Raw genomic sequence first — 18,559 nt, forward strand, 5'->3', positions numbered from 1 at the left:
TTCCCCGACTCTTCAAATATAAACCATAAAAAAATGCCCTGCAATATGCAGGGCATTTTTCACAAACCGATTAAGGTTTAGCGTAACCGTGAACGCCATTGTAAGGAGCTGGGATCCAACCTTCATCAGTAGCAGGCAATTCGCCTTGACCTTCGATAGTTTGGCCTGGAGCAACTTGACGAGTAACAACGCTGCGGATTTTAACATCAACGCGACGGTCAGGTTCGATACAAGCGATAAGGGCAGCACGTTTCTTAGCTTTAGAAACTTTTTTACCCAGTTTAGCAACTTCAGCTTCACAAGTAGCAGTCATTTGAGCTTGAGACTCGCCCAGACCTACTGCAGAGATTTTGCTAGAAGCAACGCCACGGCCTACCAAGTAGTTAGCAACTACGTTGGCACGACGCTCAGACAGAGCTTGGTTGTATTCTTCAGAACCCATGAAGTCAGTGTGACCTTCAACACGTACAGTTTGTACGCTGTCGTTGCTCAGGCGTTGAGCCAAAGAGTCCAAGTTTTCTTGAGCTTCAGGACGCAGGTTGTCTTTGTCGAAGCCGAACAGAGTTTTAGTAGACAGAGAAACAGTTTCATCAACATACTCAGGAGCTTGTTGTACAGGAGCAACTGCTTCGCGGTCACCACATTCAACACGGCCTTCGGTAGCTTTGTCGAAGTAGCTGTTTTTCCAGCATTCGCCGTAGTTGTTACGGACGATTTCTTGAGATTGGCTGCTTACGGTGTAACCGTGTTTGGTGTGCGCTTCGCTGGCCATAGCGGTGCCAGAGGCAACCAAGGCAACGAACAATGCGCTTAATTTCAGCTGTTTGGTCATTTTATTCCCTCATCAAATTGTTATGCGGCGGACTAGGAAAGCAACCGCTGCAAAGTACCAATATACAGGCCGCAGTATCAAAACAGCGGCAAATCGGATATATCAGGTTGCACTATAAAGAAGCGCAAGGCAAACTGTCAATACTCGATGCCTTCAAACAATCATGAAGTGCCTGCTTCCTAGTAGTTAATCATGCCGAAAAATCAATCTTGTGTCATTAATTTAGGGCAAAATCAGACAATTCACCTACCTAAAGTTGTACAAAAACAACAAAACCCCTTTCCCTCTTCTTTCCTGAATTTCCTGTTTTCATATCATTAAAAGATATTTTCATTAAAAACAACCATTTTCAAAACTCGGGGCAAAACTGGGCAAAATATGTTAAATTACATGCCGTTTGTCGCACAAAATCCACAATAACAACGTATTCGGTACTGCTACCATGAAACTGCAACAATTACGTTACGCCCTTGAAGTTTACCGGCACAATCTGAATGTCTCCGAGGCTGCCGATGCGCTTTTTACATCCCAGCCCGGCATTTCCAAACAAATCCGCCTGCTTGAAGAAGAATTGGGTATCCAAATTTTTATCCGCAGCGGCAAACGTGTGGTTTCCGTTTCGCAACCGGGCAAAGCCGTGTTAGATATTTCGGAACGAATTTTGCGTGATGTACAAAACATTAAAAATATCGGCAGCGAGTTTACCGATCACGACAGCGGCTCGCTGACCATCGCGACAACGCATACCCAGGCGCGTTATGCCTTGCCCACAATCGTTGCGGAATTTGTCAAAAACTACCCTAAAGTCAATTTGACCATCAAACAAGGCAGCCCTTCTGCCATTGCGCAAATGGTCAGCAGCGGCGAAGCGGATTTGGCAATTATTACCGAACGCATTGACGATCATCCCGAGTTGGGCAAACTGCCCTGCTATGAATGGAACCATGCCGTCATTGTTCCGCATGACCACCCTCTTTTGGACTGCCGCAATCCTTTAAGCCTTGAAGATTTGGCTTCTTTTCCGCTGGTTACTTACGAATTTGCTTTTAATTCCGGCAGCAGTATCGCGCGTACCTTTAATAAAGCGCATATCGAGCAACCTGATGTTGCCTTATCGGCTGCCGATACGGATGTATTGAAAACGTATGTACGCTTAGGCTTGGGCGTTGGTTTGATGGCCAAAATGGCGTACGATCCCGCGGTTGATCAAGATTTGCAGCTGATTGATGCGGCACACTTATTTGAACCGTCGCCCACTTGGATAGCCTTACGCTCGGATACTTACCTGCGCGGTTACGCGTATGACTTTATCCAGATGTTTGCACCGAAACTGACCAGAGAAGTAGTCGACCGCATTCTGTACACGCCGGTTGTTGAAGATTTTTCAATTTAAAATTTGACTATCACTTGCGCAACTTAACAATTATTCTTTAATTCTTGTTAAAAAGGCCGTCTGAAATATTTCAGACGGCCTCAGATTCAGATAGCGTGTGAACAACCGGAAACCATTTTCTTCAAAGTCGTCGCATCTAGGATTTTGATGTGCTTGTGTTCAACCGAAATCAAGCCTTCGTGATGGAATTTGGATAAGGTGCGGCTGACCGTTTCCAGTTTCAGCCCTAAATAGCTACCGATTTCCTCACGCGACATCCGCAAGATAAAATCATTGGCGGCAAAACCTCGTGAATAGAGACGCTGAGACAGATTGAGTAAAAATGCCGCCAATCGCTCTTCAGCGCGCATATTGCCCAAAAGCAGCATAACGCCCTGATCTCGAACAATTTCGCGACTCATCAAGCGGAAAAAGTGAGAGCGGAGGCTGGGAATATCCTGACCGAGTTCTTCAATATGTGTAAACGGAAGCTCGCATACCTCGCTGTCTTCCAAAGCCACAGCATCACAGCTGTGAATATGGGAACAAATCCCATCCATACCGATCAGCTCGCCCGACATAAAAAAGCCGGTTACCTGATCTCGTCCATCTTGGCTGGCGACTGTTGTCTTAAAGAAGCCCGCACGGATGGCAAACAAAGAGGTAAACGGCTCGCCGGCACGGAACAGGTATTCACCTTTTTTCAGACGGCGGCTTTGACGAATAACCGCATCTAATTGTGAAAATTCGTTAGGCATTAGTCCGACAGGCAAACACAGTTCTCGTAAAGAACATGTGGAACACAAGGTTTTCATTTGATGTGTTGCATTGTGTGTAGCCATAACGCACCTTTAATTTGCTTAATTCTCTCAACCCCTGATTAAGCCGAATAACTATTGACCCATGTCAAAGTCGGCATATCATTATGAGGCATTCTACCAAACTATCGAAATTTTGACTAAAATTTTCCCTAATTTCCTTACTTCATACTACAAGCCCCGACCATGAAAATCATCCCCATCTCAAATAACACCAACACAAACAATGAATTACCGGAATTTGATCGTGAATTAATTGCCAGTTTGCCATCAAGCGGTCCACGTTATACATCCTATCCGACCGCCGACCGCTTCCATGAAGGCTTTAAAGAAGCCGAATATATCCAAGCTTTAAACCTGCGCAACATGGGTGCGCTCAACAAACCCCTTTCGCTCTACATCCACATTCCCTTCTGCAATACCATCTGCTATTACTGCGGCTGCAATAAAATCATTACCAAAGACAAAAGCCGTGCCGATGCCTATATCCAATATCTGGAAAAAGAAATGGAGTTGCTGGCACCTCATTTAGGCGGAAGACACCAGCTCGCACAGCTCCACTTCGGCGGCGGTACGCCCACATTCCTGAGCGATGACCAACTCGAACGCGTCTTCGACATGATTCGTAAATACTTCCAGCTGATTCCCAACGGCGAATACTCCATCGAAATCGACCCGCGTAAAGTCAGCCGTGAAACCGTCCTCAAATTGGGCAAACTCGGTTTCAACCGCATGAGTGTCGGTATTCAAGACTTTGACCCTAAAGTACAGGAAGCCGTCAACCGCATTCAAAGCTACGAAGAAACCAAAGAAGTGATTGATGCCGCGCGTGAAGCCGGGTTTAAATCGGTCAGCGTCGATTTGATTTACGGCTTGCCGCACCAAAACACCGAAAGCATCAAAACCACCATCGATACAGTCTTATCCCTCGATCCCGACCGCCTTGCCCTCTACCACTACGCCCACCTGCCGCATATCTTCAAACCGCAACGCCGTATCGACACCAATGTCGTACCCGGCAGTGAAGAAAAACTCGATATGCTGCAATATTGCGTCCAAACCCTGACTGAGCGAGGCTACGTTTTCATCGGCATGGACCACTTTGCCAAACCTGACGACGAGCTCTCCATCGCACTCAAAGAAGGTTTCCTGCAACGAAATTTCCAAGGTTATTCCACCTATGCCGACTGCGACTTGGTGGCGATCGGCATGTCCTCTATCGGCAAAATCGGCAGCACCTACTCCCAAAACGAGCGCGATATCGATGCCTATTACGCCGCACTCGACGCCGGACACCTGCCGATTATGCGCGGCTACCAGCTCAATCAAGACGACATTTTGCGCCGCAACATCATTCAGGATTTGATGTGCCGCTTCTCGCTCGACTATCGGATTTACGAAAGCGTGTTCGGCATTCCGTTTAGCCGTTATTTTGCAGCGGAACTGGAAGATATGAAGCAACTGGAAACCCTCGGCCTGGTCCACCTCAAACCGCACGGCCTGACCGTTACGCCGAAGGGCCGTTTCCTGATCCGCAACATCGCCATGGTGTTCGACTACCATTTACGCCATAAAGAAACCAAAGCCAAATACTCGCAAACCGTATAAACACTTAGGCCGTCTGAACATATGTGCTATATTTCAGACGGCCTTTTTTCACATCAAAAGCAACACAAAATGGATCAACCCGATTTCTTCCCCATTCCCAGCCCCTGCATCGGCGTTTGCGAAGCCAATGCCAAAGGTTATTGCAAAGGCTGCCTGCGCAGCCGGGAAGAGCGCTTGTACTGGCTCCAGATGACCGATAGCCAAAAACATCAAGTCATGCACCTTCTATCCCTCAGGAAGGCCAAAATCCGCAACCGCAAACTGGAAAAAACCGAAACGGGCGAACATCCGGTTCAAAACCTGCTCGATTTCTAAATTGCCCTTGCCGACCGCACACCACAATAAGGAAAAACATGAAAAAACTGCTTGCCTGCCTGCTTGTACCATTGACCGCCCTTGCCCTGGGCGCCTGCAAACCCGCCGCAACTTCATCCGACAACAAACCCGCCGAACTCAACTGGCAGCAGCCTAAACTGACCAGCAATGTTTGGAAAATCAGCAAAGAAGGCCAACCCGATTCCTACCTGCTCGGCACCATCCATATGGGACGAACCAATCAAACCTTGTCTTCCGATGCAGTCAAACTGTTGCAATCCACCGCCCAACTGACGACAGAAGTTGACGCATTGCCGGACAGCAGCCCGGAAACGGCAAAAATGTATCAAAAATACTTCAAGGAAGTCATGAGTACCGAACCACTCAGCCGTAAGCTCGGCAAAGCAGATTTCCGTCTTTTACAAGAAATCTATTCGCAAAATGAAGAAAGCCGACCCATCACCCAAATTGCCGACAAACTCCATCCGTGGGCGGCATTCATTTTTGCCGGCAGTACATTTCCCCGAGGGTATAGCGCAGAAACCGGTGCAGATATGTTGCTGACCAACGCGGCCGCCGACATCAATAAGCTGCGTGGTTCATTAGAAAGTTTGGACGATGTTACCGCGATCTTCAAAGCTCAGCCTGAAGAAACCATGCTCAACTTTCTGAAAGCCAGTATTAAAACCTATAAAGAAGAAACCGAAGATGTCAAAAAACTCCATCAAGCCTATTCAGACGGCCGCTTTGAAGAACTCATCCCACTTTTGGAAGAAACCGAACAACGCACCCTCAAACTTGTTGATACCAAATACGCCAAAGCTATGTCCGATTGGCTGAAAAACGACCTTCTGATCCGTCGCAACTTGGCATGGCTGCCTGAAATCCGCAAGCAATCTGCCAAACAAAGTACCCTCTTTGCTGTCGGCATTGCCCATTTACCCAGCGAAAAAGGTCTAATCGAACTACTGCGTAAAGAAGGCTATCAAGTAACACCCGAACCCAAAGTCCTGATTTGGCAATAAATCCAATCAAACGACAAGGCCGTCTGAAAGTCTTTCTTTCAGACGGCCTTTATTTAATCTCTATTAAATGAAGCAGTAAGCAATATTGAGCGTAACAATCAATCGCCCAATGCCGCCACCATCACCGCTTTAATCGTGTGCATCCGGTTTTCTGCCTGATCAAACACGATGCTGGCTTCGCTTTCAAAAACTTCTTCCGTTACTTCCACACCATTCAGGCCGAATGTCTCATAAATCCATTCGCCGACTTTGGTTTCGCGATTATGGAAAGCAGGCAGACAGTGCATAAATTTAACTTGCGGATTTTCCGCCGCGGCCATTAATTCGGGCGTAACTCGGTAATCTTTCAGCAAATCGATACGTTCCTGCCACGCCTCTTTAGGCTCACCCATGCTGACCCACACATCGGTATGGATAAAATCCACGCCTTTCACGGCTTCTTTCACATTCTCCGTCAACAGAATCCGTCCGCCGGTCTCTTTGGCAACAGCCTGCACCGTCTCGATAATGTTTTCAGACGGCCACAAACTTTTCGGCGCACCGATACGCACATCCATGCCCAGTTTCGCAGCCAACACCAGCAACGAATTGGCCATGTTGTAACGCGCATCGCCGACATAGGCAAACGCAATCTGGTTCAAAGGCTTGTCGCTATGCTCGCGCATCGTCAGCGCATCAGCGAGCATTTGAGTCGGGTGAAACTCGTTGGTCAAACCATTGAACACAGGCACGCCTGCATACTTGGCCAGCTCTTCCACCACATCCTGTCCAAAGCCGCGATACTCGATACCGTCAAACATCCGCCCTAAAACACGCGCCGTATCCTTAATGCTTTCCTTATGCCCGATTTGGCTGGCAGACGGCTCCAGATAAGTTACCCCTGCCCCTTGATCACGCGCAGCCACTTCAAACGCGCAACGGGTGCGGGTTGATGTTTTCTCGAAAATCAGGGCAATGTTTTTTCCCTGCATCCGCTGCACCTCGCACCCTGCTTTTTTAGCGGCCTTCAATTCGGCGGCAAGGTCGAGATAGGTAGTGATTTCTTCCGGCGTAAAATCCAAAAGTTTTAAAAAATGGCGGTTTTTCAGGCTCATGTCTTATTTCTCTTTTTCTAGCGTGGGGGTTGCCCAACATTTTTCTCCATGCAGATTTTTCCGGGCTTCCCCGACCTTCTGCTGCTCAATTTTTCAGAATGCGAAGCCTGCCCGAAGCGCGGCTCCTTATCCTCTATCAAAACAAGGCCGTCTGAACTTCACCTCGCTCCAAGGCAAGCAACGATTGTTTGCGGTTCAAACCGCCTGCGTAGCCGGTCAGCTTGCCATCGCTGCCGATGACACGGTGGCAGGGAATCAGGATAGACACCTTGTTCTGCCCGTTTGCAGCGGCAACGGCACGAATGGCTTTAGGATTACCCAACTGTTGCGCCTGCTCCTTATAACTGCGCGTTTCGCCGTAAGGAATGGTCAGCAGCGCATTCCACACCTGCTGCTGAAAGGCTGTACCTATCGTTTCCAAAGGTGTCGCAAAAACTTTCAGACGGCCTTGGAAGTATAAATCCAATTCTTGACGCAAAAGTTGCGTTTGCTCATTTTCTTGGAAAATAAACTGTCCGTTCAAAGCTTTTTGGACAGCCATGATTTCCTGTTCCATATGTTTCTGCCCGACAAATTCCAGCAGACACAAACCCTTACTGCCGAACACCGCCAACATCTCACCCAACGGCGTGGCAACCGCGGCCGCAGTCAGTTCGTTCGGACTATCAGGATAACGCGCTTCCAACAGACGGATGGCTCGGCGGATACGGACATATTCTTCGGGCGTGCAGCCGATACGGTCGATAAAATCCTGCTCGAACTGCTTGGCTTCGTGTTCCGTAAGACGCTCGTGCAGCAAGGCTTCGAGAGTAACGGGAAAGTCAGTTTCCAACTGCTCTCGGATTTCATTCCACCTTGATGGAAGGTCGTTTAAAGAAGGCAGAGTAATCATATTTTGCCTTGTCCAATTATCGATAACTTAAACGAAAACAAAAAGAGCAAAAGAATCATATCGCCCTATCGTTTTTCAAAGCCTATACGGCCTTTTTCACTTAAACAAACGTTTCAACATACCTTCATATACTGCCGACAGCTTCGGAATATCTTCCAAACGTACGTTTTCGTTGATTTGGTGGATGGTCGCGTTAGACGGGCCTAATTCGATGAGTTCTTTGGCAATGGCTTTGATGAAGCGTCCATCCGAAGTACCGCCGGTAGTGGACAATTCGGCCTCAACGCCACAAATCTCGGCAATGGCTTCGCGCGCCACATCGGTCAGTTTTCCGGCCTGAGTTAAAAACGGTTGGCCGGAACAAGACCACTGCAAATCATATTGCACGCAGTGTTTGTCCAAAATGGCGTGGACGCGTTGTTTCAGTCCTTCTTCGGTGGACTCGGTAGAAAAGCGGAAATTGAATTTGACGTTCAGCTCGCCCGGAATAACATTGGTCGCGCCTGTACCGCCGTTGATATTGGAAATTTGGAAACTGGTCGGTGGAAAGTATTCGTTGCCCTCGTCCCAGACTTCTTGTGTCAGCTCTAACAAGGCCGGGGCAAAAGTATGCACGGGATTGATTGCCAAATGCGGATAGGCAATATGGCCTTGCTTGCCTTTGACGGTCAGATTGCCCGACAGCGAGCCGCGGCGGCCGTTTTTCAACATATCGCCTAATTTATCCACGGCAGTCGGTTCACCGACGATACAGTAATCAATCAACTCGCCGCGCGCTTTCAACACATCGACGACTTTGGTCGTACCGTCCAGCGCATCACCCTCTTCGTCCGAAGTAATCAGGAGCGCGATGCTGCCTTGATGATTGGGATTTTCGGCAACGAATCGCTCGCAGGCGGTAACAAAACAGGCAATGCTGGTTTTCATATCCGCCGCGCCGCGGCCATACAGACGGCCTTCACGCTCGGTCGGTTCAAACGGTGGCGAATCCCATTTTTCAACAGGGCCTGTCGGCACGACGTCGGTATGTCCGGCAAAGCAGAACACCGGAGCCTGAGTACCGCGTCGCAACCAAACATTTTTGGTGTCGCCAAAATAAAGCTCTTCTACGGCAAAACCGATTTTTTGCAGACGTTCGGCCAGTAGTTGTTGGCAGTTTTGGTCATCCGGCGTAACGGACGGGCGGGAAATCAGCGCTTTGGCAAGCTCTAAGGATTGAGTTTCGGTCATATTTGCTCACTTTGAGAAACAGGCCGTCTGAAACGTTCTGAATATAATTTTCAGACGGCCTTGAGTTCATTTGAAGATACTGAATGGACAGTCTGCCTTTCGGTATTCTGAGTTATTTTCCATGGCAAGCTTCATACAGCGGCAGTAAGTCTTCCACTGTTTCCACTATCCATTTCGCGACATCCTGCTTGCCCAAATCATCGCGTTCGATGTGTTTCCCGATACAGAAGAAATCTTTGTCGTCTCGAAGCTTTCTATCGCCGTCGCTTTGTTGGGCAACGGTACGATAATCGTCATATTCGCTTTCCGCACCGTGCCACATATCGAAGGAAGCGTATTTTTCAGTATCAAAATTATCCAGCCAGCGGTTGTAATCAGGCAGCGCAATGGGCGACACATCGGCTTTATAGCAATGCCAGTCCAAGCTGACGCTCAAACGGCGGCGATTCAGCAAAATCGATAAAATCGCTGCGGAATTTTTATATTGTTCGTATTTGAAATACGCAAAGAAATGAGCGCGTACCTGCCAGCCGTTACACCAGCGTTCGATATGCGGCGGCGCAAACGGCGCACCCAATTCGGCGGCAACCTGCTGGATCAGCTGCTGCCATACTTGCCAGTTTTCTTTATAGTCTGCCTTGATTTGCGGAATGCTTTCAGGCTGGTATTTTTTAAGCTGGGAAAACTGGAAAAAAGGGATATTGAACAAATCGCAACTTTTTGGGGTCAGCATCGTGTATTCCTTGGGACGATTGTTTCAGACGGCCTTATTTGCGGCGGCGTGCGGCCATAATTTCGCCGATTTCGGTCAGTTTTTCTTTGGGGATAAAGGTTTTGCCCATATCAAACAGCGGCTCTTCAATCGCCAGATGGATATCATATCCTGCGACAAAAAGTTTGAATGCTTCGGCATCAGGGATATAGGCGTTGTCCGCTTCAAGCTTGGCAAATTCAGCCGCTACGCCGTCCCAGTTGCTATGCAGGCTGACATGTTGGCGCAAAAGCTCGTCAACGCTTTCTTGAGCTTGCGGCGCATATTGCAACAAAAGCGGAAAGAAGTTTTCTTCTTCATCTTCATGGTGCAACGGCGCGGCAACGTTGAAATACTGGGCAATTTGGCGGATGGTTTGCAAAACAACCTGATTGCAGCCATTTTCGGCAATATAGTCCGACAACATGGCAACCTGGCTGCAGAAACGGCGCACTTTGCCATGACAGGCGTACAGCATTTCAATGGGTTCGGCAAAAGTAACGCTTTTGGTTTCAAACGGATTCATGGTTTTGAGGTTTTATTCTTAAATTAATGTTTCCAGATTATAACAAAACAGCCTGCGCAAGGCAGGCTGTCTGTTTTTAAGCTTAATGCGGATTAGTCAACCAAAGTAACTTTACCATTCATCAAAGCGCCGTGACCTGGGAAGGTACAAGCGAATTTGTATTCGCCGTCAGCCAGTTTGGCAGGATCCAGAGTCAAAGAAGATTCTTCGCCGCCACCGATCAGTTTGGTGTGGGCAACAACGCGTGCATCATCAGGTTTAACGTAGTCAGTGTCAGCTGCGCCAACGCCATCTTTGAAAATACCGTCCATGTCTTCAGTTTTACCGATAACAATGTTGTGACCCATGCTGGCTTTAGGTTGGGTACCGGTGTGTTTCAGGGTGATGGTGAATTCTTTACAAGCTTTGCTTACTTGGATTTCTTTAGTGTTGAACTGCATAGCGTCGTTGGCTTCAACAGTAGTCGCGCAGTTGCCGGCAGCAGGAGCAGCGGCAGCGTCTGCCGGAGCGGCTTCAGAAGCAGGAGCTGCATCAGCAGGTGCAGTAGTTTCTGCAGGGGCAGCTTCGGAAGCGGCAGAAGTAGCAGGGGCTTCAGCAGGTTTTGCAGCTTCTTGAGAGCATGCAGCCAGGCCGATAACGGCAGCGGAAATCAGAGCCAGATAAGCTTTCATTGATGTATCTCCTAATGATGAGAGTTTCGTTAAGTTCTATTAATAGCACTACGCGAATATATTAATAAAAGGCAAACGCCAAACTAAAATTTATCCGTATAGCGTGATGTGAAATTCAGGCGTTATTTTGCTACAAACTTCACACGAAATCAAAGTTTCAAGCCAAGTTTACATCAGTTTACCTAAAAGAAAACAGATACTTTTTAGGTCGTATTTCTTTAGTATTAGATGCTATCAGCCGAATGATATAAGTTTTAACATTTATTAACCATAATCTCATTTAGCATGATTTTAGCGGCTGTGCTTGCGGACTAATTCTGCCAATGTCGCCGCCAATTCGGGATGCCTGCCTTCCAATTTGGCCGCAGCCGCATCGAAGCTGTCCAAAGCAGCCTCGCTCAATCGCAAGCTGTTGGTTTTCGGATGAGGAGGAGGTTTGGGGACCACCCTGACCGCCACTTCCCGTATTCCGTCATGTAATGCTTGCAACTTGGGCAGCATGGCGGGCAGGATCATTTTTAAACGCGAAGCAGCCATATTGTTGGCAGCAAGCAAAACCAATCTTCCGTCTTCTACGCAGGCCGTCTGAAAATGCGGATGCAGGTTGGCCGGCAAAACCGTTTTGACTTTTGCATCCAATTTCCGCCATTGTTGCGATTGTTGCAACAAGCCCGCCAGTAAATGATCGCGCTTGCCTAATTGTGCTAAATCCATATATTTCAGACGGCCTCTCAGTAAATTAACCAAACAATTACAATTGAAATACAGCAAAACCGCCTTTATTTCAAACAGCATTACCGCGTTATACAAGCGCTTGTGTTAAAATCCCAATTTCGCCCACTATTATATCAAGGCGCAGGAATTATTCATGCTGACAAACATTGCTAAGAAAATCTTCGGCAGCCGCAACGACCGCCTGCTGAAACAATATCGTAAATCCGTTGCTAAAATCAATGCACTCGAAGAACAGATGAAAGCGTTGAGCGACGCAGATTTACAGGCCAAAACCGCCGAATTCAAACAACGCCTCTCTGACGGACAAACGCTAGATGATATTTTGGTTGAAGCCTTTGCCGTCTGCCGCGAAGCATCGAGCCGTGTATTGGGCATGCGCCACTTCGATGTACAGCTGATCGGCGGTATGGTTCTGCACAACGGCAAAATCGCCGAAATGCGTACCGGTGAAGGTAAAACACTGGTGGCTACCCTTGCCGTTTACCTGAATGCATTGTCAGGAAAAGGCGTACACGTCGTTACCGTCAACGACTACCTCGCCTCCCGTGACGCGAGCATTATGGAGCCGCTGTACAACTTCTTAGGCTTGAGCGTCGGCGTGATCGTAGCCGATTTGCAACCTTTCGAACGCCAAACCGCTTACGGCGCCGACATTACTTACGGCACCAACAACGAATTCGGCTTCGACTACCTGCGCGACAATATGGTTACCGACCAATACGACAAAGTTCAACGCGAATTAAACTTTGCCGTAGTCGACGAAGTGGACTCCATTTTGATTGACGAAGCGCGTACGCCGCTGATTATTTCCGGCCAGGCGGATGACAACATCCAGCTCTACCGTGTGATGAACGCCGTTCCTGCCCACCTTATCCGCCAAGAAACCGAAGAAGGCGAAGGCGATTACTGGGTAGATGAAAAAGCACACCAAGTTATCCTGAGCGAAGCCGGTCACGAACACGCCGAGCAAATCCTGACCCAAATGGGCTTATTGCAGGAAAACGATTCGCTCTACTCTGCCGCCAATATTTCCCTGATGCACCACCTCATGGCTGCATTGCGCGCGCACACCCTGTTCCACAAAGACCAACACTACGTCATTCAAGACGGTGAAATCGTGATTGTGGACGAATTCACAGGCCGTCTGATGGCCGGCCGCCGTTGGTCCGAAGGCTTGCACCAAGCTGTTGAAGCCAAAGAAGGCGTAGAAATCAAACGCGAAAACCAAACGCTTGCATCTATTACCTTCCAAAACTACTTCCGCCTGTACAGCAAACTGTCCGGTATGACCGGTACGGCCGACACCGAAGCCTTCGAGTTCCAAAGCATTTACAACCTCGAAACCGTCATCATCCCGACCAACCGTCCTGTACAACGTAAAGACTTCAACGACCAAATCTTCCGTTCAGCTGAAGAAAAATTTGAAGCCGTTGTCAAAGACATTGCCGAATGCCACAAAAACGGTCAACCGGTTTTGGTCGGCACCACCAGCATCGAAAACTCCGAACTGGTTTCTGACTTGTTACACAAAGCCGGTCTGCCGCATAACGTTCTGAACGCCAAAGAACACGAGCGCGAGGCATTGATTGTAGCTCAAGCCGGTAAAGTCGGCGCAATTACCGTTGCCACCAACATGGCCGGCCGCGGTACCGATATTGTCTTGGGTGGCAACCTCAAACATCAAATCGAAGCCATCCACGCCGATGAAACCCTGAGCGAACAGCAAAAACAAGCGCAAATTTCCGCCCTTGAAAGCGGTTGGCAAGCTGAACACGACCAAGTTGTGGCCGCAGGCGGTTTGCACATTATCGGTACAGAACGCCATGAAAGCCGCCGTATCGACAACCAATTGCGTGGTCGTGCCGGTCGTCAGGGCGACCCTGGCTCCAGCCGTTTCTATCTGTCGTTTGAAGATCCATTGCTGCGTCTGTTTGCACTCGACCGTGCCGCAGCCATCCTCAACCGCTTGGCACCTGAACGCGGCGTTGCCATCGAACACGGCCTGCTGACCCGTCAAATCGAAGGCGCACAACGTAAAGTCGAAGGCCGCAACTTCGATATGCGTAAACAAGTTTTGGAATACGATGATGTTGCCAATGACCAACGTAAAGTGATTTACCATCAACGTAACGAAATCCTGACCAGCAAAGACGTCAGCGATTTGACCCGTGAAATCCGCGCCGACGTTATCAGCGACTTGGTTGATTACCACATCCCGCCTGACAGCATGGAAGAGCAATGGGACATTCCGGCACTGGAGCACCAACTTGCCGCCGATTTCCGCCTGCATGTCGATATTAAAGGCTGGCTGAAAGAAGACAGCACTTTGGACAACCAAGACATTAAAGAACGCCTCATCAAGCGCATCGAAGACGAGTATGCCGAAAAAGTCAAATTGGTCGGCAAACAGGCTATGTCAGACTTCGAACGCAATGTTATGCTGCAAGTTATCGACAACCAATGGCGCGAACACCTCGCCGCTATGGACTACTTGCGCCAAGGCATCCACCTGCGCAGCTATGCTCAGAAAAATCCGAAACAAGAATACAAACGCGAAGCTTTCGCCATGTTTGAAAATCTGTGGCGCGGTATCAAACAAAACATTGCCGCTTTGCTGACTGCCGTTCAAATCGAGCGCAACAGCGAATACGACCACACTGCCGCACAAAGCGTCAGCGATGTTCAAACCGTCCACTCCGATGCGCCTGATATGGAAGAATTGCTCGGTCAATCGCAAACCGATTTGGTTACCGAAGCGTTCGATCCTGACAGCACAGACTTCAGCCCTGAAGCACTTGCACAAAACGGCCTAATTGTTCACCGCAACGATCCTTGCCCTTGCGGCAGCGGCCTGAAATACAAACAGTGCCACGGTAAATTAAACTAAGCAGTCATCTCAAAAGGCCGTCTGAACAAGTGTAAAAACGAAATCAAAGATTCTCGTTTCACCGTTCAGACGGCCTGAGAATTATCCAAACAAGTAAAAAATTTCCAACCCCAATTTCAAAAGAGTATCCCTATGGCAGGCAATACCTTCGGACAAATCTTTACCGTTACCACTTTCGGCGAAAGCCACGGCGCAGGCTTGGGCTGCATCATCGACGGCTGCCCGCCAGGATTAGAATTGAGCGAAGCGGATATCCAATTTGACCTTGACCGCCGCAAACCCGGCACCAGCCGCCACGTTACCCAACGCCGCGAAGCCGACCAAGTCGAAATCCTCTCCGGCGTATTCGAAGGCAAAACCACCGGTACACCCATCGCCCTCCTAATCCGCAATACCGACCAACGCAGCAAAGACTATGGCAATATCGCCACCAGCTTCCGCCCCGGTCATGCCGATTACACCTACTGGCATAAATACGGTACACGCGACTATCGCGGCGGCGGTAGAAGTTCCGCCCGCGAAACCGCTGCCCGCGTTGCAGCCGGAGCAGTTGCGAAAAAATGGCTGAAAGAAAAATTCGGTACTGAAATTACCGCCTACGTTACCCAAGTCGGAGAAAAAGAAATCCAGTTTGAAGGCTACGAATATATTTCCCAAAATCCTTTTTTTGCAGCAAACCAAAGCCAAATTGAGGACTTGGAAAACTATATGGACAGCGTGCGCAAATCATTGGATTCTGTCGGCGCAAAACTTCATATCGAAGCAGCCAACGTCCCTGTCGGCTTAGGCGAACCGGTTTTTGACCGCCTCGATGCAGAAATTGCCTATGCCATGATGGGTATTAACGCCGTCAAAGGCGTGGAAATCGGTGCAGGTTTTGATAGCGTAACTCAACGCGGCAGCGAGCATGGCGACGAGCTCACGCCTCAAGGTTTTCTATCCAACCACTCAGGCGGCATCTTGGGCGGCATCAGCACCGGACAAGAAATTCATGTGAATATTGCCATTAAACCGACCAGTTCCATCGCCACACCGCGCCACAGCATTGATATAGAGGGCAACCCTGTCGAACTTGCCACACACGGCCGCCACGACCCCTGCGTCGGATTACGCGCCGCTCCGATTGCAGAAGCCATGCTGGCATTGGTATTGATTGACCACGCCTTACGCCATCGTGCACAAAATGCCGATGTTCAGGTAAATACACCGGACATTGCCAAATTGGAAAAATAACCGTTTATTTCTGAATATTCTCAGAAAAATTTAGCCAAATCACAGTCTTTATACTACAATAGCACCTTATTGCCGTATGACGAAAATACGGATTTATATTAGAGGAATACAACCGCAATGGCACAAGAAACCGCTTTGGGCGCTGCGCTGAAATCTGCCGTCCAAACCATGAGCAAGAAAAAACAGACAGACATGATTGCCGACCACATTTACGGCAAATATGATGTATTCAAACGATTCAAACCGTTGGCCGTCGGGATCGACCAAGACTTGGTTGCCGCCCTGCCCCAATACGACCCTGCACTGATTGCACGCGTACTGGCCAACCACTGCCGCCGTCCGCGCTATCTGAAAGCCTTGGCTCGCGGCGGCAAACGTTTTGACTTGAACAACCGCTTCAAAGGCGAAGTCAGCGTAGAAGAACAAACCATCGCCCAACAGCACCCAGCCGTTCAACAGGCATTAGCTGCACAAGCCGAACGCCAAGCCGCTAAGGCTACCGCTGAAGCAGAAACAGCTCCTGCACAAGCTGAGACCAACGAAGCTGCTGAATAATGTTCAGACGGCCTGCTAAGGCTTGCACTAAATAAATAGAGACCCCAATTCAATACGACATCTTTAACGTCGATGAATTGGGGCTTTTTTATTACCTTAACCTTATAGTGGGCTGATTAAAAATAGCTTTATTTGCCCTCACTACGAACCAAAATCTTTTCTAAAATATTCCCAATAAGGTATTTCTCTATTACCTTGATTACTCTTGTATCAGTTCAAACATTGAACAGCATGATTTATACATCGCTAAAACAAACTCAAATCTACCCCTTACAAAAATAAATAAAGGCCGTCTGAAATCTATCTTTCAGACGGCCTTTTGAAATCAAATAGCCAATTAAAACACGGCTTGTAAAACCAAATAGCTGACAACAGACAAAACGGCAGCGGCAGGCAAGGTAATAACCCAAGCAAGGCCGATCGGTTTCATCAACTTCCAGTTGGCATTGCGGTTAACCAAGCCGATACCCAAAACTGCACCCACCAAGATATGGGTACTGGAAACAGGTAAGCCCATAAATGATGCGGCCATCACGACGGCGGCGGCAGAAAGCTCTGCAGAAAAACCTGACGCGGGATGCATTTCTGCCAAGCTGGTGCCTACGGTTTTAATCACTTCTTTACCGACAAACCATAAGCCGACGATCAAAGCGATACCGAAAGTCAACATGGCAATTGGCGGCACGGCGTTTTGAGCGGTAATGCTGTTGGTACGCAACACATCCATAATCGCGGCAAACGGACCAATCGCATTGGCAATATCGTTTGCACCATGGCTGAATGCGAAACCGCAAGCGGTAAATACCTGCATCCATGAGAACATTTGGAAAGTCGATTTATCCAAATCTTTGCGTTTCAAACTTTTGGCGAATACAAACGTACCCATCCAAATAGCCGCGCCGATCATGAAAATGGTCAGGAAGCTGTTGACGTTGCTCATACCCAAATGCAGATTTTTCAGACCTTTGAAAATCAACATGGCCGCAATCATCATACCGCCGACAGAAGCAATAAACGGCACCCAAGAATGCAGGGCTTTGTAAGAATCTACTTCGCCCTTACGGCTGTCAAAGCGGTGCAGACCGCGATAATACTCAGACTGCAATTCTTCGGGATCAAAGTCCGGCTCATCATAAATTTGGGCATCGTGCGCCATTTTGGTGGCGTATTCGACTTTTTCAGACTCACTCAAGGCTTCAAAAAACAGGCGATGCTCTTCTTTATAGGCTTTCTTCTCCAGCTTGATGCCTTTGAGCGTATTATCGGCCCAAGAGTTGTAGTCCAAAACGTTTTTCTTAATTCGTGAAAACAACAGATAGGAAACGATGCCACCCAAAACCGGAGACAATATCCAAGACAATGCAATTTCGCCCAACTTGTCCCATTGAATCAACGTAACGGAATCCACACCGTTCAATGCCGCCATACATAAGGCGCTACCGACGATACCGCCGATAATGGCATGTGTAGTGGAAACCGGCAGACCTTTGCGAGATGCAAAAAGCAGCCACAATGCCGCAGCCAAAAGCGCAGACATCATAATAAAGACAAACTGCATCGGATCCAGATGCATGCCATTCAAATCGACAATACCCTTACGGATGGTATCTGTTACCTCGCCACCGGCAATCACTGCGCCACTGACTTCAAATACTGCCGCAATCAGCAAGGCTTGCGGAATGGTCAATGTGCCGGAGCCGACACTTGTACCGAAAGAGTTGGCAATATCGTTACCACCCACATTAAACGCCATGAAGACGCCGAAAAAGGTAGCAAGGATAAACAGGCCGGAGTGGTTGTAGTGGGTATAACCCAGGCCCCAATAAATAAAATAGCCGACCATGCTCACAAGCATAGCGGCAAAAACCGTATTAATCAGCTTCAAGTTCGCACTCGACTGAGTTTGAGCCATGGAAAGTTTCCTTTTGGAAAACATGTTGAGTCGCGTTATTTTAACCTTTTTGTAATCTTTCTTGCACCAACTATTTACATTAAATGCCGAAATTCCCGTAAAA

At 48.4% G+C, this 18,559-nt stretch carries 17 protein-coding genes; 7 read left to right on the forward strand and 10 right to left on the reverse strand.

Translation table 11 applies throughout. The features are described 5' to 3' along the window. Window positions 1–70: 70 nt before the first annotated feature. A complete protein-coding gene (locus HMPREF2606_RS07940; protein ID WP_049336752.1) occupies window positions 71–832 on the reverse strand; it encodes an OmpA family protein in 762 nt (253 codons plus the stop codon). Between the two features lie 442 nt (window positions 833–1,274). Here HMPREF2606_RS07940 and HMPREF2606_RS07945 point away from each other — a divergent pair, with 442 nt between their 5' ends. Further along, window positions 1,275–2,225 carry a CysB family HTH-type transcriptional regulator gene (locus tag HMPREF2606_RS07945; protein ID WP_070460167.1) on the forward strand — a complete coding sequence of 317 codons (951 nt, stop codon included), beginning with the start codon at window positions 1,275–1,277 and terminating at the stop codon, window positions 2,223–2,225. An 86-nt stretch (window positions 2,226–2,311) separates the two neighbouring features. Here the strand turns inward: HMPREF2606_RS07945 and fnr are convergent, their stop codons facing one another. Further along, complete coding sequence (fnr, locus tag HMPREF2606_RS07950; RefSeq protein ID WP_039862092.1) at window positions 2,312–3,046, reverse strand: fumarate/nitrate reduction transcriptional regulator Fnr; 735 nt, start codon at window positions 3,044–3,046, stop codon at window positions 2,312–2,314. 162 nt (window positions 3,047–3,208) lie between these two features. On the opposite strand from fnr, the gene hemN reads away from it, so the two are divergent. The 3 genes from hemN to HMPREF2606_RS07965 all read left to right on the forward strand — a co-directional run bounded on the left by hemN (window position 3,209) and on the right by HMPREF2606_RS07965 (window position 5,970). Beyond that, window positions 3,209–4,630, forward strand: a complete 1,422-nt coding sequence (gene hemN, locus HMPREF2606_RS07955; protein WP_070460164.1) for an oxygen-independent coproporphyrinogen III oxidase — start codon at window positions 3,209–3,211, stop codon at window positions 4,628–4,630. Between the two features lie 69 nt (window positions 4,631–4,699). Further along, window positions 4,700–4,945 (forward strand): DUF1289 domain-containing protein, encoded by a 246-nt coding sequence (locus HMPREF2606_RS07960; protein WP_070460222.1) that lies wholly within the window; start codon window positions 4,700–4,702, stop codon window positions 4,943–4,945. A gap of 38 nt (window positions 4,946–4,983) precedes the next feature. Beyond that, window positions 4,984–5,970, forward strand: a complete 987-nt coding sequence (locus HMPREF2606_RS07965; RefSeq protein WP_070460161.1) for a TraB/GumN family protein — start codon at window positions 4,984–4,986, stop codon at window positions 5,968–5,970. 98 nt (window positions 5,971–6,068) lie between these two features. Here HMPREF2606_RS07965 and argF read toward each other — a convergent pair whose 3' ends face one another. From argF to HMPREF2606_RS08000, 7 genes are all read right to left on the reverse strand, one after another. Beyond that, window positions 6,069–7,064, reverse strand: coding sequence for an ornithine carbamoyltransferase (gene argF / locus HMPREF2606_RS07970; protein WP_070460158.1), 996 nt, complete (start codon window positions 7,062–7,064; stop codon window positions 6,069–6,071). Between the two features lie 136 nt (window positions 7,065–7,200). After that, complete coding sequence (locus HMPREF2606_RS07975; protein WP_070460155.1) at window positions 7,201–7,956, reverse strand: methylated-DNA--[protein]-cysteine S-methyltransferase; 756 nt, start codon at window positions 7,954–7,956, stop codon at window positions 7,201–7,203. Between the two features lie 96 nt (window positions 7,957–8,052). Beyond that, complete coding sequence (gene dapE / locus HMPREF2606_RS07980) at window positions 8,053–9,186, reverse strand: succinyl-diaminopimelate desuccinylase (protein ID WP_070460152.1); 1,134 nt, start codon at window positions 9,184–9,186, stop codon at window positions 8,053–8,055. Window positions 9,187–9,298: 112 nt separating this feature from the next. After that, window positions 9,299–9,919 carry a glucose-6-phosphate 1-dehydrogenase family protein gene (locus tag HMPREF2606_RS07985; RefSeq protein WP_004519621.1) on the reverse strand — a complete coding sequence of 207 codons (621 nt, stop codon included), beginning with the start codon at window positions 9,917–9,919 and terminating at the stop codon, window positions 9,299–9,301. A gap of 34 nt (window positions 9,920–9,953) precedes the next feature. Continuing rightward, window positions 9,954–10,463, reverse strand: a complete 510-nt coding sequence (locus HMPREF2606_RS07990) for a hemerythrin domain-containing protein (protein WP_070712259.1) — start codon at window positions 10,461–10,463, stop codon at window positions 9,954–9,956. A 92-nt stretch (window positions 10,464–10,555) separates the two neighbouring features. Beyond that, window positions 10,556–11,134, reverse strand: coding sequence for an azurin (gene azu / locus HMPREF2606_RS07995; protein ID WP_070712258.1), 579 nt, complete (start codon window positions 11,132–11,134; stop codon window positions 10,556–10,558). Between the two features lie 291 nt (window positions 11,135–11,425). After that, the gene (locus HMPREF2606_RS08000) at window positions 11,426–11,848 is read right to left on the reverse strand and encodes a DciA family protein (RefSeq protein ID WP_070712257.1); all 423 of its coding nucleotides are present in this window, start codon (window positions 11,846–11,848) and stop codon (window positions 11,426–11,428) included. Between the two features lie 154 nt (window positions 11,849–12,002). Between HMPREF2606_RS08000 and secA the strand changes: the two genes are divergently transcribed. The 3 genes from secA (at window position 12,003) to HMPREF2606_RS08015 (ending at window position 16,544) form a co-directional block, all read left to right on the forward strand. Next, window positions 12,003–14,756 carry a preprotein translocase subunit SecA gene (gene secA / locus HMPREF2606_RS08005; RefSeq protein WP_070712256.1) on the forward strand — a complete coding sequence of 918 codons (2,754 nt, stop codon included), beginning with the start codon at window positions 12,003–12,005 and terminating at the stop codon, window positions 14,754–14,756. A gap of 132 nt (window positions 14,757–14,888) precedes the next feature. Then, complete coding sequence (gene aroC, locus HMPREF2606_RS08010; RefSeq protein WP_070712255.1) at window positions 14,889–15,989, forward strand: chorismate synthase; 1,101 nt, start codon at window positions 14,889–14,891, stop codon at window positions 15,987–15,989. Between the two features lie 117 nt (window positions 15,990–16,106). Continuing rightward, on the forward strand, window positions 16,107–16,544 hold the full coding sequence (locus HMPREF2606_RS08015; RefSeq protein WP_070712254.1) for a ProQ/FINO family protein: 438 nt from the start codon (window positions 16,107–16,109) through the stop codon (window positions 16,542–16,544). A gap of 337 nt (window positions 16,545–16,881) precedes the next feature. Here the strand turns inward: HMPREF2606_RS08015 and HMPREF2606_RS08020 are convergent, their stop codons facing one another. After that, window positions 16,882–18,456 carry an inorganic phosphate transporter gene (locus HMPREF2606_RS08020; protein WP_070712253.1) on the reverse strand — a complete coding sequence of 525 codons (1,575 nt, stop codon included), beginning with the start codon at window positions 18,454–18,456 and terminating at the stop codon, window positions 16,882–16,884. Window positions 18,457–18,559 lie beyond the last annotated feature (103 nt).

It is taken from the genome of Neisseria sp. HMSC070H10 (assembly GCF_001837635.1).
GTDB lineage: Bacteria > Pseudomonadota > Gammaproteobacteria > Burkholderiales > Neisseriaceae > Neisseria > Neisseria subflava_A.

Excerpts from the sequence above, each read along its gene's own strand:
- dapE (WP_070460152.1), bottom strand. The coding sequence starts at position 9,186 with ATGACCGAAACTCAATCCTTAGAGCTTGCCAAAGCGCTGATTTCCCGC.
- HMPREF2606_RS08000 (WP_070712257.1), bottom strand. The coding sequence starts at position 11,848 with ATGGATTTAGCACAATTAGGCAAGCGCGATCATTTACTGGCGGGCTTG.
- hemN (WP_070460164.1), top strand. The coding sequence starts at position 3,209 with ATGAAAATCATCCCCATCTCAAATAACACCAACACAAACAATGAATTA.
- secA (WP_070712256.1), top strand. The coding sequence starts at position 12,003 with ATGCTGACAAACATTGCTAAGAAAATCTTCGGCAGCCGCAACGACCGC.
- HMPREF2606_RS07985 (WP_004519621.1), bottom strand. The coding sequence starts at position 9,919 with ATGCTGACCCCAAAAAGTTGCGATTTGTTCAATATCCCTTTTTTCCAG.
- HMPREF2606_RS07990 (WP_070712259.1), bottom strand. The coding sequence starts at position 10,463 with ATGAATCCGTTTGAAACCAAAAGCGTTACTTTTGCCGAACCCATTGAA.
- HMPREF2606_RS08015 (WP_070712254.1), top strand. The coding sequence starts at position 16,107 with ATGGCACAAGAAACCGCTTTGGGCGCTGCGCTGAAATCTGCCGTCCAA.
- fnr (WP_039862092.1), bottom strand. The coding sequence starts at position 3,046 with ATGGCTACACACAATGCAACACATCAAATGAAAACCTTGTGTTCCACA.
- HMPREF2606_RS07940 (WP_049336752.1), bottom strand. The coding sequence starts at position 832 with ATGACCAAACAGCTGAAATTAAGCGCATTGTTCGTTGCCTTGGTTGCC.
- HMPREF2606_RS07965 (WP_070460161.1), top strand. The coding sequence starts at position 4,984 with ATGAAAAAACTGCTTGCCTGCCTGCTTGTACCATTGACCGCCCTTGCC.
- HMPREF2606_RS07945 (WP_070460167.1), top strand. The coding sequence starts at position 1,275 with ATGAAACTGCAACAATTACGTTACGCCCTTGAAGTTTACCGGCACAAT.
- azu (WP_070712258.1), bottom strand. The coding sequence starts at position 11,134 with ATGAAAGCTTATCTGGCTCTGATTTCCGCTGCCGTTATCGGCCTGGCT.
- HMPREF2606_RS07975 (WP_070460155.1), bottom strand. The coding sequence starts at position 7,956 with ATGATTACTCTGCCTTCTTTAAACGACCTTCCATCAAGGTGGAATGAA.
- HMPREF2606_RS08020 (WP_070712253.1), bottom strand. The coding sequence starts at position 18,456 with ATGGCTCAAACTCAGTCGAGTGCGAACTTGAAGCTGATTAATACGGTT.
- HMPREF2606_RS07960 (WP_070460222.1), top strand. The coding sequence starts at position 4,700 with ATGGATCAACCCGATTTCTTCCCCATTCCCAGCCCCTGCATCGGCGTT.
- aroC (WP_070712255.1), top strand. The coding sequence starts at position 14,889 with ATGGCAGGCAATACCTTCGGACAAATCTTTACCGTTACCACTTTCGGC.
- argF (WP_070460158.1), bottom strand. The coding sequence starts at position 7,064 with ATGAGCCTGAAAAACCGCCATTTTTTAAAACTTTTGGATTTTACGCCG.